Here is a 25891-nt window from a genome sequence, read left to right as displayed (position 1 = left end):
GACCGTCGTTCATCCCCAGGGATGACAGTGGAACTGTTCTTCCAGCTGCATTCTGAATTCGCGCACTGCGGACGACTCGATCGAACTGGTACGTCGATTTCTCGTACAGGCTGCCCCCCGAATTCCAACGATATCCGGTTGCAGGGGAGAGAGTGTCTCCAGGTCACCCAGGCGAATAGAACCTGCCAGCGCGACCTTCAACCCGTGTCGATGCGCCCGTTGAATGAGCTCGTCCAGCAGCTCCAGAGAGAGCAGGTCCGTTAACCCGGGGCCCTGCTTGTGGAAAGTGTCAATCAGCAGACCAGCGCATCGGCTCTCAATCGCAGCCGACAGGACTTCGAGGGGAGAGGCTGCCGATGCCTGTTCCCAGTCTGCATAAGCGACCGCGATCCAGTCGAACTGCCGTTGATGTTCCGTTTCGATCCGTTCGGTCAACTCCCGCCAGCAGGACTTCCAGTCGGGCAGTGCCCGGGTTTCGGAGAGTCCCAGTTTCAGGTACTTCATGGCCGAGGGGATGCGGGTCATTGAGCTACGCTCTCTCCACTCAACCAGTTCGCCCAGTGCCATACTGAGGGGTTGAGTGATGCTGTGGCGTTCGCAGTAGACCGTGATCGCCTGCAGGGATTCAGCATCGACCATTCCCAGTGCGCCGTTCTCCGGCTCTTTGAAGTCGAGCAGATCACAACCCCCGGCCAGCGCAGCAGCGATTTCTTCACAATTACGCACACTGACCAGTAACTCGACGCGGCAGGGATTCAACTAAGGACCTTCCTGTATTGAGACAGACCATCAGGCGGCCTGCTTTGGATGTTTCTGATGCGATTACTTTTCCGGTTGCGGACGTCGGAGTGCTTTGCCCGCCAGGCTGCCTGTGGGAAAGCCACCATTGATGGCAGGTGTCCCATTCACAAACAGGTAACGGATTCCCTCGGAATACTGATGCGGATTGTCAAACGTCGCCTGATCGATCAGCTTTGCGGGATCGAAGACTACAATATCCGCATAAGCGCCTTCTTTTAAATAGCCTCGGTCCGTTAAGCCCAGGATGTCAGCCGGCAGGCCACTGGCACTGCGAACGGCCTTTTCCAGCGGGATTACTTTTTCCTGCAGCGAATAATAACCGAGTTTCCGGGGAAAGGTTCCGTAATTACGGGGATGGGGACGATCTGAACCAGGTAGATAAGCACGTCCGTCCGACGCGGTCGCAACCCAGTCGATTTTCATGATCTGACGCACGTCCTCTTCGTTCATGCTGAAGTTAACGACCGACGCGCCCCCGTGCCGGGTGATCTCGAGCACGATTTCCAGGATGCTTTTCTGCTCCTGATCCGCAATCTGCTGCAGGTTCTTACCCACCCAGTTGGGCCGATCCGCGTAGCGGGCAATCCGAACCGCACTTCCACCCTCGCGTTTTTCAATGTTCTTCTCGATCTGTTTAATGATCTTCTTAGAGGTCTCCGGGGCTTCCAGACGGGCTACCAGTTCCTTGTTGCCTCCAGCCCGGGCCCAGGCTGGAATCAGGGTGGCGCCCAGAGATGTGCTGGACGCGATATAAGGATACTGGTCCGCAGTCACAGTCTGACCCTGCTGGCGGGCTTCGTCGATCATCGCTGCGGCGCGCAGAACCAGCCCCCAGGCATCCCGACCACTCGATTTGAAATGAGAAATATGTACAGGCAACTTGGCTTGCTGACCGATCTTTAAAGCTTCATTGACAGCTGCCAGCAGCTCCGTACTTTCATTCCGAATGTGGCTGGCATAGATGCCGTTATACTCGGCGACGATCTTCGCCAGCGTAATCAGCTCATCCGTATCTGCATACGAGCTCGGCACATAGATCAAACCGGTCGACATTCCCCAGGCACCGTCCAGCATCGCACGGCGGGCCAACTCCTGCATCTTCTTCAGTTCTGCTTCCGTCGGTTCCCGCTGACCGGAGCCCATTACATGGTCTCGCAGAGAACCCTGCGGAATCAGGTGCATCACATTCGTCCCGCTACCCGCGGCGTCAATCTGCCGATAATATTCTCCTGTATCAACCGGGCCACTACCGCAGTTTCCCGTGACCACGGTGGTACATCCCTGGGTGATAAAGTTCATATTCGCCCGGGTCAGGGGGGAAACAATCTGCCGATCGCTGTGATTATGCAGGTCGATGAAGCCCGGGGCGATGATCAGTCCCTTGCAGGAAATGACCTGATCGGCGGATGCTTCGATTTCCGGGGCAATTTTGACGATCCGGTCATCCTTGATTGCCAGATCTCCTGTAAAACCCGCTTTTCCTGTTCCATCGATGATCGTGCCCCCTTTGAGCAGCAGGTCGTACGAGGCAGATTCCTGGGCGGAGAGCGTTCTGAGGGGCATCAGAGCCAGTAACAACAGGCACAGGCTGACTTGCAGACGGAGCAGTTTCATGCGTGGAACTCCCTGAATTGAATTGGGTTTACGGTACGAGCTCGCAAATTATGAAGATTTGACGTACTCATGATCAAAGTATCGCTAAAACCGCTTCGAACTACCAGTAAGAATGACGGTTTCTGGGCTTTGCGTTACTAATCTATTGCTGATATATTTTGCCCCTTATTATAGTAGCCTGACGCGCTGCGAGGCGGCTATCTGGTGAGACCCTCTGTTCCCCGTGAGGAACGTCCGAATATCAAGAAGGTTTCCCGATTGAAACATTTTGGGAAGATTGAAGAGTCATGAAACGAGAAGATGTGCGGAACATTGCTATCATTGCGCACGTGGACCACGGGAAGACCACGCTGGTCGACGCCCTGCTACACCAGAGCGGCCAGTTCCGGGATTCCCAGTTGAAAGGTGACTGTATTCTGGATTCGAACGATCTGGAACGCGAACGGGGAATCACCATCCTGGCCAAGAACATTGCCCTGATGTACAAGGGCGTGAAAATCAACATCATCGATACCCCGGGCCACGCCGACTTCGGTGGCGAAGTCGAGCGCGTGCTCCGTATGGCCGATGGTGTGCTGATTCTGGTGGATGCCTTTGAAGGCCCCCGTCCCCAGACCCGCTTCGTATTGAAAAAGGCCCTCGAGTGTCATCTGAAGCCTCTCGTGGTGATCAACAAGATCGACCGCCCCGACTGCCGCCCCGATCACGTGCTGAGCGAAATGTTCGACCTGTTCGTCGATCTGGATGCAGACGACGAAACGCTCGACTTCCCTTACATCTACGCCAGTGCCCGTGAAGGCTTCGCTACACACGATCTGGACAACTTCGGCGACAGCATCCACCCGCTGCTGGACATGGTGCTTGAGAAAGTACCCGCTCCGGAAGTCGAATTCGACGCCCCGCTGAAGATGATGGTCACGACCCTCGAATGGTCTGAATACGTGGGCCGCGTAGCCACCGGTCGTATCAGCACCGGTAAAGTCCGTCGCGGTGAAAAGGTAACCCTGATCAAGGCCGGCGGAAAGCATATCAATTGTACCATCGATTCGGTCGAACTGTTCAATAACCTGGGGCGGGCTCCCGTTGAAGAAGCCACCGCCGGCGATATCGTCGCTTTGGTTGGTCTGGACAATCCTGAAATCGGCGACACCGTTGCCTGTGCACTGAAACCTGAAGCCCTGGAACGTATCGACGTCGATGAGCCGACACTCTCGATGCTGTTTACCATCAACAGTTCTCCGCTGGCAGGGCAGGATGGCAAATACGTCACCAGCCGTAACCTGCGGGAACGTCTGATGCGTGAGCTCGAATCGAACGTGGCTCTGCGTGTCACCGAACGGGAAGATAAAGACTCGTTCTCTGTTTCCGGTCGTGGCGTGCTGCACCTCTCCGTACTCATCGAACAGATGCGTCGCGAAGGTTATGAGCTTTCAGTCGGTAAGCCTGAAGTGATCCGCAAGAAGATCGACGATAAATGGCATGAACCGTTCGAAGAACTCGTTGTCGACGTCCCTGCGGATTCGGTCGGTTCCGTGATGGAACTGGTCTGTGCCCGTCGAGGACAGATTATCGACATGACCGCCGGCGAAACCGGAATGTCGCACCTTAAGTTTTCGATTCCCGCCCGCGGGCTGATCGGTCTGCGAACCCGTCTGCTCAACGCGACCAAAGGGGAAGCGATCATCAACCACCGCTTCGAAGGCTACAAGCCCAGCGAAGGGGAAGTTCCCCGGCGTGCGAATGGTGTGATGGTCTCCCAGGCCAAAGGGCAGGCCGTCGGCTATGCTCTCTGGAAACTGCAGGAACGGGCTGAATTCTTCGTCTCTCCCGGAGATGATGTCTACGAAGGAATGATCATCGGCGAAAACGCCCGTGAGAATGACCTCGTTGTCAATCCGATCCGCGGTAAAAAGCTGACGAACGTGCGTGCTTCAGGTTCCGATGAAAACGTCGCCCTCAAGCCGGCACGGGATATGAGTCTCGAAGCCGCGCTGGAGTACATCGAACAGGACGAGTATGTAGAGATCACTCCCAAGCTGATCCGTCTCCGCAAGATCTACCTCACGGAAAACGAGCGGAAACGCCAGCACCGCAGTGCGAATGCTTAATTCAGCAGAACGCACCCTATGATTTTGACTTCCCAACCTGGGGCCGGCTTACCGGTCCCAGGTTTTTAATTTACCCACCAGATCCAGCATTTCATTGCGCCGCTTTTCAAACAGCCCGAACAGGGCCAGGATACAGATCCCCAGGCCAATCCCAAACGCCCACCAGGGCCAGACGTGTCCCAGTGACTGCGACGCGTGCCAGATCATGCTCACGATCGAAAGCACCAGGAACGAAGTGCCGACATACAGGAAGGCCCGCACTCGCAGCAGCATCCCGGCGAAGATTCCCACGACAGACAGGCCACATAGAATCATCGGTAGCGCAATACTTTCCGCTACTCCGGTGATGAACATGTCCCCGGTCGAACTGACATAAATGGCAATCGTGGAAAAGTACCGGATCGAAGTCAGCTGGGAATCGCTCAGTTTTTCACGATTCAGATGTGTCGCGACCAGTACCGACAATGCCGGCGGAATCAGCCAGAGCTGAGGATGCTGCGTGAGTAACTGTCCCTGTTCCACCCAGAAAGCCCACAAGGCACCGTTACCGGCCAGAGCAGCCAGCGTGGTATAGACGAACGACTTTCTCCAGAGGCTCATCACCACGTAGACCAGGCTGATCAACAGCAGCACCAGGGAATACTCGCCAACCACCGGAGAGGTCTGAGTCGAAGCACCATGCATCCAGAAGCTCAGTGCAGGCAACAGCGGGAGGAAGACACCCGTCCGCTGGAGCGGTTCAGACAACACCTGCAGCCCGATGCGGTCGAAGAACTCACCGACCCCCGCACCGGCAAAGGCAATCGCGATGACGATATAAGGCCAGTAAGGCAGCAGGTAGCCTCGGAACAGTTCCGGCACTGTCAGGTAAATATGCAGGAACAGCAGGGCCAGTACGATTTCAGACGCATAGACATACAGCATTCTGCGTTTCAAAGGGAGCTGGAACGGATCATATTTGGGAATGGCAGCCATCACAATCAGGGCTGCGGAGAGCAGCACCAGCGCCGCAGAAACAACGCCAATTCTCGCGGGATTCAATTGCAGTCGGACTCCGGTGAGTTGCAGTCCGATCTCCGAAGCCAGGATGGATAACAGTGCGACACCAGCAGCGGTCAGGAAGGTTCGTGCGCTTTTGCGAATCGCTTGCGTCCAGTCCGGAGTGAGACGCGACCATTTCGCAAGCACAACCGTGGTCAGCAGGCTCAGAACGGAGACTGCCTCCAGTAAGCGAATCAGATGGTCGAGCCAGTAGAAGTTCCCTTTAACGGGCAACAGGGCCCAGCTGAAATAGATGGATGCGGCGCCCAGTGCTAACAGAGCACGGTGTTTGAACCGTTCGGAAAGTGCTGTCAAATCACCCACAGCCAGCAGTGCCGGAACCGTGAGGAAGGTCCCCACCACCGACCACCAGCGGAGTGTCTGATCTTCAAATCGCAATACGCTGTGCAGCAATGCCAGAATTGTCGAGAGCGTCATCACGGAAACCGCTTGCGGGACCCAGCTGCGTGCCTGCTCCCAGATGCGGTCCGCGTTGGCAATCGCCAGACGGTTGCCAGCTTGACCCAGCTGTGAGCGCAGTCTCCATAGAATCCCGATCAGGCAGGCATAGACAGACAACGCGATGCCCGATTGCTGTACCAGGATCTGCAATTCAGTCTCATTACTCAGGAAGGTGCCGATCGCACATAATCCCATCATGAACAGTGGCGACAGCCCATATCGGCTGTTTCGGTCCCAGAGCAGTGCCGTCAACAGTACGGTCACCGATGCCAGGGCAATCCACCCCTGAATGTCACGAATGACGGGAAGACCTTCTACTGTCAGCAATGTCCGGGAAACGGTGATTGTCAGCGTGTAGAGCAGGACGACTCCCGACAGCGCCCCCGCCACGATGTGCTGCAACCTGAATTCAGACAGTCCGAGCTCTTCGTCAGTTGAGACACGCTGCCGATAGACGTCCACCGCCAGCCAGCAGGCAGCGATACCTGACGCGACTGTGATCAGCCACTTCAAGAGGTCCATCTGATTCTGAGTCGTCACGATTACATTCGTGTCGGTCCAGAACGCGGTGAAGACCAGCACGGTGCCGACCAGCGCCGTCGCTAGTGAAGTCCAAGCCATGATTTGTTTTCGCAGACAGAGTCCCAGCGTGAAATACAGGGCCGTCCCTGTCGCTGCGATCGTCAGTCCCGGCCAGGGGCGATAGAGGTCAGACCAGCCTCCTCGCAGTCCGAACAGCAGTAACAGACCAAAGAGCAACTGAGACCAGTAGAGATGTCGTTGTGTGTCAGCCTGTAGTTCGATATCGCTGGCTGAGCGACGCCAGGTTTGCGCAAAGCGGAACGCGTGAAAAGTAAGCACCAGAAGCAGGCCCCCTTCGAGCAACAGATTGACCTGCCAGGCGTTCCAGTCCGTATGATGCCAGCCCAGGACCGCTGCCAGTCCAATCAGTGCCAGACTCAGGAAACTCAGACCATTGACCTGCATACTGCTGGAGTACCTGCGGGCAAAATACTGAATGCAGATCGTAGAGACTCCGACCGCAGGCAGAGTCACCCACGGGGCTTGTGAGAAACGTGGCCCCCATGAGCCAGCGGGATCGAACAGGTTGAACAGGAAGGGGAGCAGGTAAGGAGAGACGACCAGGCTGAGCATCGTCGCCAGGTGAATCCGTAATGGTGGCCACTCGGAAGACGTGAGCAGCTGGTATTTCTGGAACTCGGGATGAATCCAGCGTTCGCACGCCAGCCAGAAGATCCCGAAACCGGCAGCCGCGAGTCCCAGCCAGGTAAGAGTCTGCAGAAACTCGGCGGTATCATATTGATCGAGGGGTGTCGAAAACATCAGAATGGTTCCCGCCAGCGTTGTCACCAGCAGAAGATGGGATGCGAGTAGCATCCAGCCGTTGGAGCGGAACAGCACTGCATAACAGATAATCGTTCCCAGCAGTATCAGCAGCGGCAGACCAAATTGTGTGAAAGCGAGTAACCGGTCTGCAACATCAAGAGTTGCGACCTGTCCCAGCCCCGTTCCCAGTACCTGGCACATTGTCAGGAACAGGACAGGCAGACCGACCCCCAGCATGCTCAAGTCACGCCACGACGGTTTGTCTTCCAGCAGTCGCGTAAGGTACCCCAAGCGGACCAGCTGCGACTGGAAAGTCTGCAGCACCGATTCTGCTTTCCAGACAACCACAAATATAACCACGGCATGCAGGCTCAGGCACCAGCGGAGAGCCCCCGCCACATGCTGAGTCTGGTTGAAATATCCGGCGAGCAAAAAGGGAATCAGGTAGCTGATTAACAGCATGCCCAGCGAGGCGAGTTTCTGCAGGCGACTGTTGAGAAAAGTCAGACATCCCAGCATCAACAGGCCCAGACAGAGCCAGCTCCAGATACTGAAGGCCTCTGGTGCCAGTTGTAAAGGAAAGCCGACCGAGAATTCTTTCAATGCGGAATTGAAAATAACAAACAGGGAAAACAGTACAACCAGCGTGCAGGAGAGGGCACCTTGTGTCCAGAGGCTGTGTTCCCGGGGCCGCGTGATGGTAATGGCCGTCAATCCCATCAGGTACACGAACAGGCCGAACATGGCGGGAGCCAGATATTTCCAGACCGCACTCATCCGGTAAGCCTGGCTGAACTCGGCTCCGACCAGGGGTAACAGGGCAAATGCAAATACGAGACCTGTAGCAAGGATGGCACCGCCCAGTAGAATCGGTTGCAGATTCAGACGACTGGCGCGGGCCAGTGATCCCAGCATGTTGCGTGAGAATTTTTGGGAACGGATCAGGGAGTTCAGGCCATTCCAGAGGGCAATCGCCAGGATATGGAACAGCCAGTAACGGGGAGAATGGTAACCATTGCCCGTCCAGAGATCAAAACGCTGGCCGACCGCAGTCGCGGTGTAGAGCGTGCCGGCTGTCCCCGCGAACTGGGCACACAGAAACCAGACTTCGGAACGCAGGATCAACGCAATGCCCAGCCAGATCAACATCAACCAGAACGAGTAAAACGCATGCATGTGGGCCGGCATGATCTGCAGCAGGGCATAAGGGATCATTAGGACCGACGTGATCATGGCACCTGCGGTGAGGGGGCTGGTATACGAATTACCCTCAGCGGGCAGCAGCGACCAGCTGTTCTGTGACTTTTGTCGAGTTTGGGACCAGAATTGCAGGGCAAGTAAAAACAGCAGGCTGGTCGAAGCGTGGATCAGACAGCCCCAGGCGAAGGGACCATCGGGACGCAGATGCATGCTCTGCAGCAACTCGCGGATGGGGCCGTTGAGGCAGAGTGCGTGTTGCAGTGTCAGGAACCAGAGAAATGATCCGATACTGGAAAGCACCTGACGACGAACGTGCCAGTTCGCTGTCAGGAACAGAACGGAGTTCAACAGTAAAGCCACCGTAGTCCACATGACATCCGTGCGGGTATAAAAGCCTGCGTAGACCGCGATCAGGCTGGAGCCGCAGGCCAGCCCAACTGCGGCATACAGGTAGTATTCCGCTGCCTCCCGGTGCGATTTGTTCTTAAGGAGCATCGCTCCGATTCCCGCACCGATCGCCAATGCCAGTAATACGATGGCAGAACGGCCCAGCAGCATCGCTTCCATCAGCATCCGCTGTGTGACACCTTCCAGAGGCAGGGTACCGCCCAGAACGTGAAATCCGAGCAGGACTGAAATCGTAAGCGATGCGAGTGCCGGTACATGGCACAAAGGAAAACGTCCGCGAAAGGCGAGCAGTGTCAGACTAATGGCGTTGACGATTCCCAGGGCGATCAGAATGTCGACGCGCGGCCAGGCGATCGCGAAGTTAACCAGCAGCATGATCGCAGCAAAGATCGCGAGGGACGAGCCCGTCAGGGACCAGTGCGGCGATTCGTCTTTCCCTTTCCGGTGATGGAGCAGCAGACCGAATCCGACCAGCAGACTTTCCATCAGGCTGAACAGCGGCGTCAGTCTCGCAAAGGTTTCCAGGCGTTCGGGGGCATTCCAGATCATCAGCCAGCAGGGAGCCAGCACGGAAAAGACCGCCAGCCCGAGCAGCGTAACCAGTTCGCGGGCGCGGGAATCAGATATTTCTTCCCAGTCGAACGTATTGCGCAGCACATACACCAATCCACCGACAAAGCAGCCGACCGGTAACAGTGCGAGGAAATTGATTTGCAGAAACGTCGTAGCGTGATCCCCGAGGCGGGAGATCAGAATCTGCCCGGCTGAGGTACCCAGGACGATCGCCAGTAAAGGCCAGCGTCCGAAACTGAGCAGGATGCGGCTGGACGAATGGACCATCCACCCGAACGCGGCAAAGCCGACACCGAGTGCAAGTATGAAGAGCGGGTCGGTCGCAGGCCTGTGATCGGACAGGCGAATGGCTGCCAGGAAGTTGAGAGGCACCAGTAGCACCGTAATCAGTAACAGGCCGCGACTGGTGGCTTCCAGTTTCCAGCGTTTAAACGTGTAAAGCCCCGCACCATGGATGGCGGCGGTGGCCAGCAGGAACAGCAGGGCTGGCAGATAGGGAATCTGATTTTTCAATGTCGACCAGAGACTGACCACCAGGCCAATGGCACTGCCGACAATCAGCAGACCGCTGACCAGTTCCCCCCAGCGAATGTTTTTCTCTTCCATGAACGCCTGCAGCAGTGAACCCAGCGGACGTTTCTGCTCTTCGACGGGCATCGCAGGACTTGGGGAAGTTCGTGCCGGAGAGACAGGCTCAATCTGTTCGGTCCTGGTCTCTGGTTCAAAGGCACTCTCGTCCAGAAAATCGGAGATTTCGAGAACCGGTTCTTTTTCAGGCGTCGTTTGCGGGACTGGTTTCTGCGTCGGTGGTTCGGGGACAGGCTTGGGCTCGGGTGAGGGTTTTGGCTCGGGTTTCGGTGGCACGACTTCAGGAGGAGCGGGCGCCGGTTGCTTGGCTGCTGTATATTTGAAGAGGCGGACGAAATCTTCTTCCGGGATGACGCCCTGATTATATAGTCGGCGGAGGTAGCGTTCGGCTGTCTGACGTTCCTGCTCGCGAGTACTCTCTGTCGTCTTTCGTTCTTCGGCAAGTTGATGAGAGGAATGGACGTCGTTTGGGGGCGCTTCCGGCGAGAACAGTTTCGTGAGGAAGTGACCAATCACCCAGATTCCGTGGATGAAGGAAGCGAAGAGTGTCAAAAGAATCAATACCAGCACGAATTCCATGGGGTGGGTCCCTGTTGCAGCGGAAGATCAAACATCCAGCCTTACCTCGGCTTTTTTACGGGCGGATTCTCTTGAGCGATATCACTCCTCAATTTGGAATTTTCATTCAAAAATTAAGATGTCATTTCTTAACTCTAATCCAGAAAATGGATTAGGGCAATGATATTTAATAAACGGAAATGCGGGTGCCATCAGCGAACATCCGTGTCGGCTGACTGCTCCGGATCTCTTTTCCCCAGCGACGCCTGACTGCGGGGGGCAGATAGGTGAAGGCATACCAGCCGTCCAGCAGGCGATTGCGGACTGTCTGTTGTTCCAGATTCTCGAGTTCCCAACTGGTCAGAATAGTTTTCCATAACCGGGCCCGTTGAGAGGCGCGGTAGTGGATGGGGTCAAAGCCATACCACTCAGGCTGGGGAGCCACAATCCGGATGCGGGGATCTCCAGCCAGTTCGGTGAGTCGCTGATTCAACTGGCCGACTTTCTGAATCAGATCGGGAAGTGAAGCCGGATTTTTCGGGAAGAACAGCCGTCGTGTCATCTCAAAACGCAGATTCGAGAGTTTCGCGAGTGTGAACTCGGGCAGCAGCGTAATCGTCACCCGGGCATCGATCGCCTGTAATTGATCCAGGCAGAGCCTGACCCAGCTGAAGATGGCATCAACCGATTGACCATAAATCAGATCATTGCCGATATCAGTCAACAGCGCGAGGGGTTGTTCCGAAATGCGATCCGATGTGGGTAATGCCTGCCACAAATCACAGCGGGAGATGCCGGGCAGGGCACGGTGCAGGAGACGACTCCAGGTTCCGTATGAGCGTCCATGACCGAGGGCGGTGTAGATGTCGCAGGGAACCCCTATGCTCGGCTGCAGGAGACGCAGAATCAAAGGAAAGTCTCTGGTCAGATTACTTGCTCCCAGCAGAATCACCGGACGTCCGCCGGACTGTGGCTCTGGAGCAGTGAGTTCAGGCATGGAAGTAATTATCCCGGGTATCATGATGTATGTGAAAGGAATCTTTCTATTTTAGCGAGATCAGGTATTTCAGAAAGAGAAATTTACACTCGCACTGATTTATAAGCAGAGGAATGCTCGCGCATAAAAAAAGGCACCATCGATTTGATGGTGCCTTGATTCTATTTGGAATGAGAAGCGGGGGGATTAGTCTTCCCCTTCGCCTTCGGCTTCTTCTTCCTCTTCAGCTTCCGCAGCGGAGCCGGCGAAGCTGGAGCAGACCGAGCGAGCGATGGCAGAGACTTTGTTTTCCTCTGGCTTCTTCATCTCGGTTTCTTTGTATTCAGCTTTTTCCAGGATGACGTCAACCGCTTTACGCTCACGCAACTGAGCTTCCAGGTTTTCAATCATGCCGGATTTGACCATCCGAGCCCGAACGCGACGGGGGCTTTCACCCTGCTGCATCGCCATGTAGTAGATTTCCATGTCGATTTCGGAAGGATCGACCATCAGGTTTTCAGTCGTGGCAATCTTGTCCAGCACGAAGTGCTCTTTGAGTGCCTGACGTGTGCTGGAAATCGCCTGCTGACGCAGTTCGTTTTCGCGAGCCTGAATATCCTGGCGGGAGAAACCGGCCTGCTGCATTTCGAGGATTTCCCGACGCAGTGCGTTTTCCACCTGCTTGGAAACCAGTGTTTCCGGCAGATCCCAGTCGGCAGACTCGGTGATCTTTTCCAGAACCTGGGTACGGGTAGACTGACGCTGCTCGTAAGTCACCTGACGTTCCAGGATGTTTTTGATTTCTTCGCGGAGTTCTTCTTCCGATTCGGCACCGATCCGTTCCAGCAGCTCTTCGTTGATTTCCGGAGGCTGGATGAACTTGACGGTCTTCACGGTGAAAGTCGCTTTGACTTTTTCGCCACGCATTTCGATCTGGTCGGCTTCTGCAGAAACTTCGAGTTCGGTTTCGCGAGTGTCGCCGGCTTTGACGTCAGCCATGACTTCGCCGAAGTCTTTGATTTCGGCATCACGCAGACGCAGGATCGGACGGAGCGGAACTACCAGTTCGGCGATTTCGCTGAGTGGCTTGCCGTCGTGTTCGAACTTGATTGACAGTTCGAGGTAATCTTCTTTTTCAGCAGCACCTTTCCGTTCTTCCATTTCGCCGTACTGGCCGAGGAAGCGGTTCAGGTACTCTTCAATGTCCTTATCGCTGATCTCGCGGACAGGGCGTTCCAGCGACAGCCCTTTGTATTCGGGCAGTTTGAAATCAGGACGAACTTCGACTTCAAATTCGAAGGTGAATTCGCCGTCTTCAGGAATTTCCAGGCTTTCGACATCAATGGTTGGCTCGTTGATCGGATCCAGATCATTGTCTTCCGCGATCAGTTCCAGGCTTTCCATCAGGACCCGCTGTTTGACCTGATCGTTGAGTTCCTGACGGAAACGTTTTTCGATCAGCTTCTTGGGAACGTGGCCAACGCGGAAACCGGGAACTGTTGCCTGATCGCCCAGTTCAGAGACAGACTCAGAGTAGAAGTGCTCAATGTCAGAACGGGGGACTGATACAGTCACATGTTTCTTACAGGGACCCACCTCTTTAATATCGGCGGTCGCAGACATTTTATACTCGCCTTCTGTGGAGACGGTTTCTTCTGTCGTTGCGAGATCGTCAGACACGGTCCAATCCTTTTCTTTTACGTTGTGTGGAAAACAGCAATGGGGGCTTTACCAAATCACTGCACTCAATCTGAGGGTGGCAGTTGCACACTGCGGAGCTGATTCTGATAGCGATACTACTTAAAGTATGAAAAGCCCCACATTCAAGAAGATGGGGGCTCTGATTCAATCCCTGAGATTTTGCATGCGAAAAAAAGAGCGGGTGAAGGGATTTGAACCCTCGACAGCCACGTTGGCAACGTGGTGCTCTACCACTGAGCTACACCCGCGAGCTGGCATGTATTGGACTGAGAGTGAAGATCACTTTCAGAAGCAACACGTGCTTGCTGTGTGTGAAGATTATGTAATCTTATCCGCTGAGGTCAAGGGTACGACAAGAAGTAAATCATGGATATCAGAGACTTTTTTCATTTTTTCTCTTCGTATCCTCTCTGAGCCTGCTGTTTACGGCTGACTCTACGGATTGATGGGATTTTACGGACGCTCTCACAATCCAGGTGGACTGTTTTGGGGCCCTGTTGCCGATTCGCCACGTGTTGCATTGAAACAACATCACGCTAACTGCCCTGATAACAGCGGGTTAAGGCCTCTCTGCTCCTCGCCCCTCAGATCGTGTTGATTTTTCACCACAACCCGCCCAGACGGTGTGCCGCGTGCCGCAAGAATTCTTTCAACGGGCGGACTATTTTTATCTTCTTATATTTCAACAGGTTGTGATCACTGCTGTGAACAGTTTGTAAAAACTTTTTTACGCTCCGGCACGTTTGGTATTCAGCTTGCTTTACATCCCAGTATCAACTTTGAAACGTTGACTCGATGCAAACAACTCTTAATCAAACAACTTTGGAGACCACAACTATGAAAAACATCATCAACTCACTGATCAACGACGAAGCCGGTTTCATTGTTTCTGCAGAACTGGTTCTGATTTCCTCGATCGCCGTACTGGCCATGATCGTCGGACTGTCTGAAGTCGCTAATAACGTGAACCAGGAACTGGAAGATGTCGGATCCGCTTTCTCCAGCATCAACCAGACTTACAACCTCTGTGAAGTCTCAGGTCACAAAGGGGAACTCAGCGGCAGCAATTTCCGTGACTGCCCCGACTTCTGCTCAGGTCAGTGGGACATCTACTAAGCCTGACGCTCTGAAAACAACTCTACCCGAAACTGCTTTCTTTCCGAAGACGACCGCCTGCAGGGATTCACCACCCCTGCGGGCATCCGGTCACCCGAAACAAAACCAAAATCTCTTAATCTCTGGAGTCTGTGAACATGAATAGTGTGCTGATCCGTTTCATGAACGAGGAGGCGGGCTTTATTGTCTCTGCCGAACTGGTACTGATCTCAACGATCGCCGTTCTGGCGATGATCGTGGGGCTAAGTGAAGTCGCCCATGGTATTAACCAGGAACTGGAAGACGTCGGCTCGGCGTTTGGCCGCATCAATCAGAGTTTCTATGTCGCAGGGGCACATGGCCACAAGGCCTGCACGGACGGCAGCAGTTTCCGCGATCAGGCGGACTTCTGTGACGGCGAGAATGACATCGTCTGTGATCGTCCGCCCCGCAGCGAAGGGAACGGCTACTACAATTAAACTATCGCGGAACAGCAGTTCTGCTCACACATAATGTTTCCTCAACGGGAAGCAGGCATGCATCGAGGCGGAGGTCTCCACCTCAGGCACCCTGATCAGCGAATCTGGTCAGGGTGCTTTTTTTATGCGCGGTGCGGGAGCGTTTATTTGGGAAAGAAGTCGGCCAGGTTGACGACGGTTTCCGTACGCGCCGAGTAGTCCAACGCGTTGAGTACCCGCTGAGTGTTGATGCCCAGGTCAGGCCACTGCTGCTCCAGTCGTCCCGAACGGATAATGTCGCAGAAATGGTTGATCATGCACGTTTCCTGCAGGGGATTCGCCGTTTCGTGTCGGGTACGGTTTCCCTGCGAGTCTTTGACTTCATAGGCGGGTTTGGTGTTTTCCCAGGGGCGTGTGAAGTCATCACAAATCAGTGAGGCTTTTGTGCCGGCCAGTTCAAACCACTTCCGCATGTTGACATCAAAACCACAATCAAAGGAGGCAATGCGATCTTTGCTGAACCACATGATTCCGGAGAAATTATAATCGACGTCATTATAAGGTCGTGCGGTGCCGAAGACTTTAGTGGGCAGTTCATTGAAAGCCCAGAGGGCGACTCCAATACAGTACCAGCCCAGGTCACCTAAGGAACCGCCTCCCAGATCGCGCTGCAGACGGAGGTCTCCTTCGGGGACGGTATCCCAGTTGAAGGTGAAAGCGGAAGTGATCCTGCGGTGTTCGCCCAGCGCGTCGCTGCGAATCAGTTCGAGCATCTCATGCGCACGGGGATGGTGATACCACATCACGCCATCCATCAGCTGAACTTCGTTTTCCAGACAGACGCGTCGCATTTCGCGTGCCTGATTCACATTGAGTGCCAGGGGCTTTTCACATAACACGTGTTTACCCGCGCGGGCGGCGCGAACGGTCCACTCACCATGCAGTGCCGGAGGGAGTGGAATGTAGACGGCATCGATATCGGGATCGTGGATCAATGCGTCATAGCTGGCAACGCTGCGTTTGACGTGATGCTTTTCTGCCCAGTCGGCAGCGCGGGTGGCATCGCGGCTGGCGATGCAGGTCAACTCGGCATTCTCTGCCTGGTGAATTGCAATGCTGATCTTCTCGGCGATACGGGCTGTACCCAGGATGCCCCAGCGCACAGTCCGGTTTGAGTCTTTCATAGTCGGCGGTCCAATGAATCCAGGTAGTAAGATTTATGAAAAAAAATTTGAAATCTTCAAACCAAGTCGTTATCGTTGAGGCTGAGCAGCTTTTTCTGTTATTTCATTTCTTTTCTATCTTTCGATGCCTGAGAAAGTTTTGCTCAATATCACAGAGTTTTTGGACTCTGTAAAGTGTTCGTCGTTCAGTTTACCTGTCAGTTTTCGTATCGCGCTCCAGATAACATCTCTATTTTGACGCTCAAAGAAGTGGACACGTTTCTTGTGTGCATTTCGTTGTACATATGCCTGCTAGCAATAGGCTAGCATTGAACACTATTCCGGGTTCAGGCGGGCAGAATCTGGTAGACAGGAGTTAAAATGACCAAACGGATACAGATGTTAGCAATTGCCTGCGCCTTACTGACCATAGGTGGCGCGACGGCTCCCTCAGTGGAAGGAACACCACGGCGAGATATCATCACGAAACTCTCATTGAGTAAGGATGCCCCCCAGGTTGAACTGTTTGAGGGGCTGAAGAAACAGACCCTGTCGGCACGGGTCTATCCCATCAGCGCCTATAATTCCTCAGTCTTCATTACTAATAAGACTTCCGAGCCACTGACGGTCAAAGTACCTCCCGCGGTTTCTTCCGTGCACATTCTGGCGCAGGCTGGTCCGGGACAACAACCGGGACTCGGTCAGGGATTATTACAGGACCTGCAGGGACTCAATCAACCGATGACGGGAGATTCCCAGGCGGTCGGTGGCAATCTGGCACCGATGAGCAACAATCAGAATTTTGATTTCCAGGGCTTCTTTACCATTCCTCCGGAAAAGACCGTACGCCTGCGACTGCGTTCTGTCTGCCTGGAACATGGCAAGCCGTGCCCTTCCAGCAGAAAAACCTATGAGCTGCGGCCCATCGAATCGCAGGTAGAGGACAAAGCACTGGTGCTTCTGCTCAAGAAATTCAATCCCCGTCGCGACGACTGGGAAATGATGCAGGCCATCGCCTGGCACCTCTCCAGCCACCTGGACTGGCAGGACCTGGCCAGCAAAAGAAAACACAAAATCGTGGGTGGTGGTGTGCCTTACTTCAAACCGGAGCAACTCATCGCTGCACGCAAAGTCGTAGAAGTGGCCCGCACTGAAGTGCATCGCCAGACCGTGGCAGATCGTAATCCATTTTCGGATCAGGAAACGAAATCCACTCAGGAAGCAACTCTGAGTCGCGTTCGAGGCGAGCGCCGCTGATTCAACCCGTATACCAACAAAAGGGGCAGTCTTAATAAGACTGCCCCTTTTGTTTTTGATGTCTCAACTGTCAGTTGTCGTTTAACGTGACAGTGGTTTGTACTGAATCCGGTGCGGAGAGTCGGCATCGGCTCCCAGCTCTTCGTGACGACGGGCTTCGTACATTTTGTAGTTGCCTTCAAAGAAGCGGACTTTGCTGTCACCTTCAAAGGCAATGATGTGTGTCGCCAGACGATCAAGGAACCAGCGGTCGTGGCTGACAACCAGGGCACAGCCACTGAAGTGCTCGAGCCCTTCTTCCAGCGAACGCAGGGTATCCACGTCGAGGTCGTTGGTCGGTTCGTCCAGCAGCAGCAGGTTACCACCCGAGCGGAGCAGTTTTGCCATATGCACGCGGTTACGTTCCCCGCCGGAGAGTTCGCCGACCAGTTTCTGCTGATCAGGTCCTTTAAAGTTGAATCGGCCGACATAAGTACGGGAATGCACGCTCGATTTACCGACGACCAGGTGATCGTGTCCCTGGGAAATTTCTTCGTAAACGGTTTTCTTCGGATCGAGAGCATCGCGGCTCTGGTCGACATAAGAGAGTTCAACCGATTCGCCGATTTCCAGGGTCCCGCTGTCCGGCTCTTCGAGTCCCATGATCATTTTAAAGAGCGTCGTTTTACCCGCCCCGTTCGGACCAATCACGCCGACAATCCCACCGGGGGGCAGTTCGAAGGTGAAATTCTCAAACAGCAGTTTGTCGCCGAAGCCTTTGGTAAGGTTATTCGCGATGAGGACCTTGCTGCCCAGCGACCGGGAAACCGGAATCTGAATGTCGGAGGCATCGTCGCGTTTTTCGTACTCTTCCGCAGCCAGTTCCTGGTAGCGTTGCACACGGGCCTTGTTTTTCGAAGCCTGTGCCTTGGGTGACATGCGGACCCACTCGAGTTCGCGTTTGAGGAACTTCTGCCGTTTCGATTCCTGTTTTTCTTCGACTTTCAGACGTGCCTGTTTCTGTTCCAGCCACGAAGAGTAGTTCCCTTCGAAGGGCAGACCACGGCCCCGTTCCAGTTCCAGAATCCAGCCGGCGACGTTATCGAGGAAGTAGCGGTCGTGGGTAATCGCCACAACGGTTCCCTGGAAGTCGTGCAGGTAACGCTCCAACCAGGCTACCGATTCGGCGTCCAGGTGGTTGGTCGGTTCGTCCAGCAGCAGCAGGTCAGGGTTCTGCAGCAGGATTTTACAGAGGGCAACACGCCGCTGCTCACCCCCGGACAGACTGCCAATGATGGCGTCTCCCGGCGGAACACGCATGGCGTCCATGGCGATTTCCAGGGTACGATCCAGTTCCCAGAGGTTGGCTGCATCGATCTGGTCCTGCAGTGTCGCCTGTTCTTCGATCAGCTTTTCCATCTCTTCAGGAGAAGGGTCTTCTCCGAACTTCATGTTGACTTCGTTATAGCGGTCGAGGATCGACTGGGATTCAGCTACCGCTTCAGCGATACATTCTTCCACGGTCTGTTCAGGATTCAGATCCGGTTCCTGCTTGAAGTAACCGATCTTGATGCCTTTGGCAGGGCGGACATCCCCCTGGAAGCTGGTGTCTTCCCCCGACATGATTTTCAGCAGGGTACTTTTACCAGCACCGTTGACCCCCAGAACACCAATTTTTGCGCCAGGGAAGAATGAGAGCCAAATGTCTTTCAGAATCTCTTTCTGTTCAAAGACTTTGGTAACGCCTTCCAGTTGCATGATGTATTGTTGTGCCATGTCTCCGTCTCTTGCCCTGTGGGACTTCTGCTAACAGTGACCAATGAAAATAGTGAGAACGCATTTGTGAGAATCAGGTCCGCTTTCCTCAGCGGAAAACCGGTCTGCCACACGCGAGATACCATAGCTGGACCAGGTTCGCAAGTCACTCGAAACAGGGGCAGACTTGCGAAATATTCAAAAAACACCGCTCCAGAAGCGATTTTTTGAAATCGGGAATGGGAATTCGGGAAAGTCGGATGACCTGGAACAGGTCAATTTTCGAGAGACTGGGAAACAGCCGCCTGTCAGTCTCGTGGTGGGTTCACAGGCTATTATTACCGTTCATTTCACCGGGTGAAGCCCCCATTTTCCTGAATTTTGAGAGAAATCAACGTTGATCACTCGCTGGCAGCGGGTTTCGGGGGCTGTTTTCGTTTCAGGACGATGAAATATCCATCGGTCTTGTCCGGCAGCAATTCCCATTCGTCAGGGTGATCGTGATATTCGGGGATCTGATCAGGGGTTTTGATCTCGCTGTAAGGGTGCTGGGTGTCGATGACGATATAATCGGTGTCCTCCGGCACCCCTGCTTCGTAGTCGTTTACTTTCCGCCGGTAATTACTGTAATCGTAAGAGCGGGCATGGTGGGTATAGCGGGGATGCACGAAATCGGTCGAGGCGACCCTGCTCTCCGGGGGAATCAGGTCCGCGATTTTTTCAAACTGACGCGCCCGCTCTCCGGGTACGTACAGCCGTCCCCAGTACCAGCTGGAACCGGAGTCCCAGAAGACCAGGCCGGCGGGACCCAGGCTGAAAAAGAGACCGGTCGCCAGGGAGGAGCTCCAGAGGAAATGCGTCGCCCAGGTCTGTGTCTGTGCCAGAGATACGGGTTCCGATTTCCAGCGACGCAGCACCGTCGTGACATTGCCGATTCCATAAGCCGCAGCCCAGCAGAGAATGGGGACAATGGGAGCGTGGAAATGGTGTCGTGGATCGTGAGCCAGTTCGTTCAGACAGAGTAGTCCGAACAGAGGCAGCCCCACCAGCAGCCGTCCCGGTGAGAACAGGGGCAGCAGGCCGAGGGGGACGAGCAGTGCGAGGGCATAGATGAACGTATCGGGCTGAATCAGTTCGCCCAGCAGCAGTCCCGGATTGAACAGAATGTTGCTGACGACTTCGCCCAGGGAATTCCCGAATTTCTGAAAGTAACCGACGTAATGCACCTGTGTGCCACCGCGGAACCAGGGGATCAAAACTTTCACAACCAGTGCCAGATAAACGACCGCGAACACTGACAGACCGATGCCCGGGGCGATGCTTTTCAGCAGCACGGATTTATTCGCTTTCGATTCCGGTTTATTTTCCTGAAACGCGCGCCAGGCGATCCAGAGCCCCAAAGGTCCCAGGATAATCGCATAGTCTTCCTTGGCAGCCAGGCAGAGCAGCAGCAGGACGATCGCAGATTTCCAGCGCTTCCGATCGATCGCCTCCAGGGCGAACAGCAGCAGGGGAACGCCGAAGGAGATCGGTCGGAATGTTTTGAGATCGATGGCGATGTCCAGAAACTGCAGGGGGAAGTAGCAGAGATAGGCTGCAACGATTGCAGTGCCCACGGTTTTAGAACCGCTGTGTCGCGTCGCCATACGGTATAGCGGTATTGCTCCGCATGCCAGGGCCACGGTTTCACTCAATTCGAGCAGCAGGTGGGACGGCCAGATCAGGTACAGCGGCGAGAGCAGCAGGTGAATGAATTGAATATGTTCCCCCCAGAACAGTCCCTGATCCAGATAACTGCGAAACCCTTTTCCGTGCAGGACATTCCAGAGATGTTCTTCATACATGGCGGAATCGCCGTGGGGAATCAGCAGGCCCTGGTAAAGCCGCCAGTTCATCCAGGTGAAGATCAATACGAAAACGCCCATCAGCAGCCAGACAGTGACGGGCAGGGAGGACTTTGGTTCCGTGGAAAGTTCTTCGGCCGGGGCTTCACTCAAAGAAGCAGGAAACAGCAGCGTCACCAGTGTGGCCAGCCAGCCCGCGATCGTAATCGCGAACCAGAACTGTGAGGTGGCCAGCAGCAGACCCTCGCCACTACTCCAGCCGATAATAAACAGCAGGATTCTGAGCAGCTCCCAGACGCCGGGCAGAAACCACCAGCGATAACCCAGGCAGCCCCAGTCCGTCAGCGCAGCAGCGAACGCAGACTTCTGCAGGCGGGAAATCAGGAAGCCCCCCGCCAGCCAGGTCAGTGCTGCGGTGAGGAGCAGGTATCCCATCAGTGGGAAAAAGGGAATGGCGACTGTTTGTGTGGTCGGATCGAGCGTCGCGCCCCAGCTTGAAAGCAGTGCTTCCCAGAGCGGAACGCTGACATACATTCCGGCCAGGTCCTGACTGCTGAAGATCGTCTGCAGGGCGAGTGTCACCGCACCGGGGCCCAGCAACACGCAGAGCAGCGCATAAGTAAATCGGCGGCTGTCGATCGTGGGAGGAGTAGGGGCGCTTTGATTCATGAATTTGGAGCAGACTGTCTGGGTATGTTCTAACTGGCTTGCGACGATTCAGGCAGCGCTGTTGAGCGCTGCTCTGACAAATTTGGGAGATGCTGGCGGAAAAGAATCCGGTTTGGGTGAAAAAAAACAGGACGTTGTTACAATGAACTCCGAATCCCCTCTATCTCACTATTCTAAATGGTTTTCTTTCAGCAGGGAAGCATTACAGGTTTGACCATGAAACATTCTAACGAACAGATGCGCGTGTACTGCGCAGGTCCTCTGTTTAATCGGACCGAACGGGACGAGATGAAAGAGATTGCAGATCTCTTAACCAAAACCGGCTATACCGTCTACCTGCCTCACCGCGACGGGATGGAATTTCGACTGATCCTGGATGTGCTGGTCGAACGCAACTGGGATGCACCCACGGCTGCTCAATTTCTGCATGAAGCCATTTTCTCGCTGGATGTCTACCAGCTGGTTGTGGAATGTGAGGCGATGGTCTGGAACCTCAACGGACGCGTTCCCGATGAAGGCGCTGTGTCCGAAGCAGCCATGGCCTGGATGCTGGGCAAGCCGCTGATCGCCTATAAAGATGATGTCCGCTCGTTGATTCAGGGACGCTACAATCCGCTGCTGGTGGGTATGGTCGAATTTGAATCGGTCGATGAAATCGAACAGATTCCGCATGCTCTCTCCACGGCGATCCTGAATCATGATCTGCGTCCTCCTTTGGAAGTGGACGCGTTGCCCGCCAAGGTTCAGAAAGCAGTGCAGGCCGGTCAGGTACTGTGGAAGGCCATGTGCTCCGAAGGGGCGCAGGAAGATAACGAAATGATCGCGTCTGTCGTCGAGGAGTTGTTTGCGCCGAACGATCGTTCTTCGCTGCTCGCCTGAACGGCTCACGAAATCGTAAAACGGAATTGACGTTTCATGAACCACCCGTATGTCGAGATTCCTGAACTCTCCAACCTGCAGTCAGGCAGTGGCCTGGTGCGGATTCCCTACCAGCAGGACGTGCCTTTTACCGGTCGCGTCCGGGCCCTGGTCGATACACCCGAGTTCCGTCGCCTGTCGCACATCACCCAACTGGGTTTCACGGCGCTCGTTTATCCCGGAGCCACGCACACGCGTTTTGAACACGCGCTGGGCGTTTATCAGAATGCGCTGCAGTATCTCTGGCAACTGGGACGGGACGAACGTTTCGCGGCGACCGTGGACGTGCATACGGCGGAAGTGCTGATTGCAGCGGCCCTGCTGCACGATCTGGGGCACTGGCCGTTTTGTCATCTGATTGAAGATATGTCACTGGAAGGCATTCCCCGGCACGAGCAGTTTGCCCGGGAGTTTCTCTCGGAAGGACACGAACTGCCGAAGATCCTGCGGGAAGAGTGGGGCATTGAACCTTCCGAAGTGCTGGATATTCTGGTACCGAGTTCGGATACACCCCGCATGCGACTGGTGCGTTCGATTCTCTCCGGCCCGATTGACATCGACAAGATGGACTACCTCGATCGCGACAGTCTCCACGCGGGCGTGCCTTATGGTCGTAACTACGATAAAAAGCGACTGATCCAGTCGTTGATGGTTAACGAGTGCGGTGATGGACTGGCGATTGGTTCCAAGGGCAAAACGGCAGCCGAGTTGATGGTGTTTGCCCGTTATGTGATGTTCAGTGAAGTCTACTGGCATCACGCGGTTCGTGCGGCGAGTACGATGTTTGCCCGCGCATTTTATCATCTCTATCCCAGGCTGGATCTCGCCGAGTATTTCCAACTCACCGAGTCCGATTCCATTTCCGTACTCCGCAAGGAAGCACAGGGGACTGACTGCGAACGACTTGTGGAAGGGATTTTCAGTAACAAACGTGTGCTCTATAAACGGGTGGCTGAATTCAGTTTCTACGAGTCGTCTGAAGTCTTCGAACTGATTGCGCATCGGCCGGTCTCTTCACTGGTCCACTGGAGCGAACAACTGGCAGCGCGCCTCACACAGCGGTTAAATCAGCAGGTCGATGCGACCGACGTTCTGATCGACGCACCGCCCACGCATCGGGAAGTGGAATTCAACGTGGAGATCTATTCGCCGCGCGAAGCACAATATCAGCCGCTGCACGTCGTCTCTCCCGTGGTAGATACGCTGGCGCGCAAGCAGTTTGATGATTTCGTCAAACGGGTGCGCGTTTTTGCGCATCCCCGGATTGCGACTGAATGTAAAACGATGAGTGATTTCAAATCGCTGCTGATCGACGCAGTCCGGGAAAACGGCTGAACGGCCTGAAAAGGGCTGTTAATCTGTCTCGTGGTTGTTAGAATCAGGATAGTCTGTCTCTTTTCATTTGACTCACTCTGCTTCCCTGGTACTGATCATGCCTCTGTTATCGAAGACCGCCGGATTTCGCTTTTCTGTGTCATGTTGTCTGCTTGCACTGCTGCTGACCAGTTGTGGTGACGGTGGAGGCAAGGTGGGGAGCTTTACAGAAGAGGACAAAGCCAGGTCACCTTCCTCAAATCGTTCCAATATGCGGGCACCGCAGTTAAAGCCTCGTAAAGTGGAACCGCAGCCTTCCCGGTCTACACAGCCGGCGGAACTGGAGGGAGACCCGGAAGATCATTTTGAGTTAGTCGATTATCTGCACAATTACCAGATTCAGAAGCCCGATCCCAATCGCGCCCGCGGAGAAGAGTTCGCAGTGGTACCCCCTGCCGAACCGGGATTGAATGCTTCCACTTTTACCGTCATTCAGCCGGAGGCGACGGGTGAGACAACCCAGCCCAGTTCTACATTTAAACTTCCCAAGGGATTCACTGCGTTGCCAGAATATGGCTATTCTGCAGAAGGCTTTCCCCGGCGGATTCGCTGTGACCGCGATTACTCCGAGATGGCGCTGGTCCCTGCCGGCGTTTCGATTCAGGGAGTCGAATCCGGCGATCCGAATGCACAGCCGCAGTTTTCGATTTTTCAGAACGCGTTTTATATCGATCTGCATGAAGTCACACTCGAACAATATCGCCGCTGGCGTTCGGAAATGATCGCCGCGAAAGGCAAAATTCCCGAACCGGCGGGTAATGATCAGGCGGAAGGGAACATCCCGGCCATGGGCATCGCGTATACCGACGCCATCAATTACGCGCGAACCATGGGCAAGCAGTTGCCCCTGGAAACGCAGTGGGAGAAAGCCGCGCGGGGCGAACTGGGATTTCAGTATCCCTGGGGTGATGGTCGCCCGCTCTGGCACAAGAACCGTCAACCCGGACAAATAGATCCGGTGAAAAGTTTTCCGGGAGACAAGAGTCCCTACGGAGTTTACGACATGGCGGGCAACGCCCGGGAATGGTGCGATGACTGGTATTCTCCCGATGCCTACAAAGCGGCGCTGGCCCGCTCCGATGCCGGCGTCGTCCGTGACTGGACCGGTCCCAAGCTGCCGGTTGTATCGGGGGAACGAGTGGCCCGTGGCGCGAAAGATTCCTGGAAAGCCTGGAAAAGGGCCGGAGAAAACATGCGGACTCCCAGCCCGGATGTTGGTTTTCGCTGTGTCTTGAACCTTTCCGCTGCAGGCCAGCAGCCTGACAAAAACGCCCGCCCCGCGAACGCGTTTTAATTCTTTTTTGCAGTGTCTCCCGCCTGAAACTGTTCAGGGCATTGATAGATGCCCTTAATGTCCACTTTGAGCTACCCGCTTTGCCTCGCATTTTCCGCTTGATTTCAGCAGCAATCGGCCTAAAGCCCTTGTATCCCGGCGATTCGCTATTGCGACAGGGTATGCCTGAATATTATAACAGGGCTAATAATTAGCCTGGCTAATCAATCAGGGGCGTTCACTCCGAAGGAGGTGCTGATGTTGCAATACGATTTTGAAGAGAGCATCGGTTACTGGATTACGATGACTTCGCATTCCTATCAGGATGCGTTGAATCAGGAATTGATTCCTTACGGGATCACCTTCCGACAGTTTCAGGTGATTGGCTGGCTGGTCTATGCAGGTCCCCTGTCCCAGGTGGAACTCGCTGAGCGAATGATGATCGAACCTCCGACCCTCGTGCGGATTCTGGATCGAATGGAACGCGATCAGTGGATCAAACGCGAAAGTGATCCGGAAGACCGGCGGCGGAAGGTTCTACAGGTTCTGCCGGAAGCGAAACCGATCTGGTCCAAGATGGTTTCCTGTCTGAAGCGGCTCAGAAAAAAAGCAACCAAAGGCATGACCGCCGAACAGGTGGAGACACTGAAATCCCTGTTGATGCAGGTGCAGGAAAATCTGGGAGTCAAACTCCCTGAGTTTGAGGCGGTCTGAAACAAGATTCAGGAT

Annotated in this window: 16 protein-coding genes and 1 tRNA gene; 8 read left to right on the top strand and 9 right to left on the bottom strand. The window is 54.7% G+C overall.

Going from position 1 to position 25891, the window contains the following annotated elements; all coding sequences use genetic code 11:
• Nucleotides 1–9 precede the first annotated feature (9 nt).
• The gene (locus tag HG66A1_RS17840; protein WP_145186880.1) at nucleotides 10–759 is read right to left on the bottom strand and encodes a (5-formylfuran-3-yl)methyl phosphate synthase; all 750 of its coding nucleotides are present in this window, start codon (nucleotides 757–759) and stop codon (nucleotides 10–12) included.
• A 63-nt stretch (nucleotides 760–822) separates the two neighbouring features.
• Complete coding sequence (locus tag HG66A1_RS17835) at nucleotides 823–2415, bottom strand: N-acyl-D-amino-acid deacylase family protein (protein ID WP_145186878.1); 1593 nt, start codon at nucleotides 2413–2415, stop codon at nucleotides 823–825.
• A 287-nt stretch (nucleotides 2416–2702) separates the two neighbouring features.
• On the opposite strand from HG66A1_RS17835, the gene typA reads away from it, so the two are divergent.
• A complete protein-coding gene (gene typA, locus HG66A1_RS17830; RefSeq protein ID WP_145186875.1) occupies nucleotides 2703–4523 on the top strand; it encodes a translational GTPase TypA in 1821 nt (606 codons plus the stop codon).
• Nucleotides 4524–4571: 48 nt separating this feature from the next.
• On the opposite strand, the gene HG66A1_RS17825 is transcribed toward typA, so the two are convergent.
• The 4 genes from HG66A1_RS17825 to HG66A1_RS17810 form a co-directional block, all read right to left on the bottom strand.
• Complete coding sequence (locus HG66A1_RS17825) at nucleotides 4572–10721, bottom strand: hypothetical protein (protein WP_145186872.1); 6150 nt, start codon at nucleotides 10719–10721, stop codon at nucleotides 4572–4574.
• A 166-nt stretch (nucleotides 10722–10887) separates the two neighbouring features.
• Entirely contained in the window at nucleotides 10888–11697 is an 810-nt protein-coding gene (locus tag HG66A1_RS17820) for a hypothetical protein (RefSeq protein WP_145186869.1), read from the bottom strand.
• Nucleotides 11698–11883: 186 nt separating this feature from the next.
• Nucleotides 11884–13356: a trigger factor gene (gene tig, locus HG66A1_RS17815; RefSeq protein ID WP_145186866.1), complete on the bottom strand. Its 1473-nt coding sequence runs from the start codon at nucleotides 13354–13356 to the stop codon at nucleotides 11884–11886.
• Between the two features lie 197 nt (nucleotides 13357–13553).
• Nucleotides 13554–13625, bottom strand: a tRNA-Gly gene (locus HG66A1_RS17810).
• 589 nt (nucleotides 13626–14214) lie between these two features.
• Between HG66A1_RS17810 and HG66A1_RS17805 the strand changes: the two genes are divergently transcribed.
• Together HG66A1_RS17805 and HG66A1_RS17800 are read left to right on the top strand one after the other, a co-directional pair.
• Nucleotides 14215–14493, top strand: coding sequence for a Flp family type IVb pilin (locus HG66A1_RS17805; protein WP_145041790.1), 279 nt, complete (start codon nucleotides 14215–14217; stop codon nucleotides 14491–14493).
• 137 nt (nucleotides 14494–14630) lie between these two features.
• On the top strand, nucleotides 14631–14951 hold the full coding sequence (locus tag HG66A1_RS17800; protein ID WP_145035800.1) for a branched-chain amino acid aminotransferase: 321 nt from the start codon (nucleotides 14631–14633) through the stop codon (nucleotides 14949–14951).
• Between the two features lie 143 nt (nucleotides 14952–15094).
• On the opposite strand, the gene HG66A1_RS17795 is transcribed toward HG66A1_RS17800, so the two are convergent.
• On the bottom strand, nucleotides 15095–16114 hold the full coding sequence (locus tag HG66A1_RS17795) for a Gfo/Idh/MocA family protein (protein ID WP_145186862.1): 1020 nt from the start codon (nucleotides 16112–16114) through the stop codon (nucleotides 15095–15097).
• Between the two features lie 360 nt (nucleotides 16115–16474).
• Here HG66A1_RS17795 and HG66A1_RS17790 point away from each other — a divergent pair, with 360 nt between their 5' ends.
• Nucleotides 16475–17350: a hypothetical protein gene (locus HG66A1_RS17790; RefSeq protein ID WP_145186859.1), complete on the top strand. Its 876-nt coding sequence runs from the start codon at nucleotides 16475–16477 to the stop codon at nucleotides 17348–17350.
• 81 nt (nucleotides 17351–17431) lie between these two features.
• Here the strand turns inward: HG66A1_RS17790 and ettA are convergent, their stop codons facing one another.
• Together ettA and HG66A1_RS17780 are read right to left on the bottom strand one after the other, a co-directional pair.
• Nucleotides 17432–19105, bottom strand: coding sequence for an energy-dependent translational throttle protein EttA (ettA, locus tag HG66A1_RS17785; protein ID WP_145186853.1), 1674 nt, complete (start codon nucleotides 19103–19105; stop codon nucleotides 17432–17434).
• Nucleotides 19106–19485: 380 nt separating this feature from the next.
• Nucleotides 19486–21597 carry a DUF2079 domain-containing protein gene (locus HG66A1_RS17780; RefSeq protein ID WP_145186850.1) on the bottom strand — a complete coding sequence of 704 codons (2112 nt, stop codon included), beginning with the start codon at nucleotides 21595–21597 and terminating at the stop codon, nucleotides 19486–19488.
• 216 nt (nucleotides 21598–21813) lie between these two features.
• Between HG66A1_RS17780 and HG66A1_RS17775 the strand changes: the two genes are divergently transcribed.
• The 4 genes from HG66A1_RS17775 (at nucleotide 21814) to HG66A1_RS17760 (ending at nucleotide 25876) form a co-directional block, all read left to right on the top strand.
• Entirely contained in the window at nucleotides 21814–22476 is a 663-nt protein-coding gene (locus tag HG66A1_RS17775) for a nucleoside 2-deoxyribosyltransferase (RefSeq protein ID WP_145186848.1), read from the top strand.
• 36 nt (nucleotides 22477–22512) lie between these two features.
• Nucleotides 22513–23850 carry an HD domain-containing protein gene (locus HG66A1_RS17770; protein ID WP_145186845.1) on the top strand — a complete coding sequence of 446 codons (1338 nt, stop codon included), beginning with the start codon at nucleotides 22513–22515 and terminating at the stop codon, nucleotides 23848–23850.
• 97 nt (nucleotides 23851–23947) lie between these two features.
• Nucleotides 23948–25183: a formylglycine-generating enzyme family protein gene (locus HG66A1_RS17765; protein WP_145186842.1), complete on the top strand. Its 1236-nt coding sequence runs from the start codon at nucleotides 23948–23950 to the stop codon at nucleotides 25181–25183.
• A gap of 237 nt (nucleotides 25184–25420) precedes the next feature.
• Entirely contained in the window at nucleotides 25421–25876 is a 456-nt protein-coding gene (locus HG66A1_RS17760; RefSeq protein WP_145041781.1) for a MarR family winged helix-turn-helix transcriptional regulator, read from the top strand.
• The last annotated feature ends 15 nt before the right edge of the window (nucleotides 25877–25891 follow it).

It is taken from the genome of Gimesia chilikensis, assembly GCF_007744075.1.
GTDB classification, from domain to species: domain Bacteria; phylum Planctomycetota; class Planctomycetia; order Planctomycetales; family Planctomycetaceae; genus Gimesia; species Gimesia chilikensis_A.
Note: the sequence above shows the minus strand (reverse complement) of the source record. Positions and strands in the feature narration are given on the sequence as shown.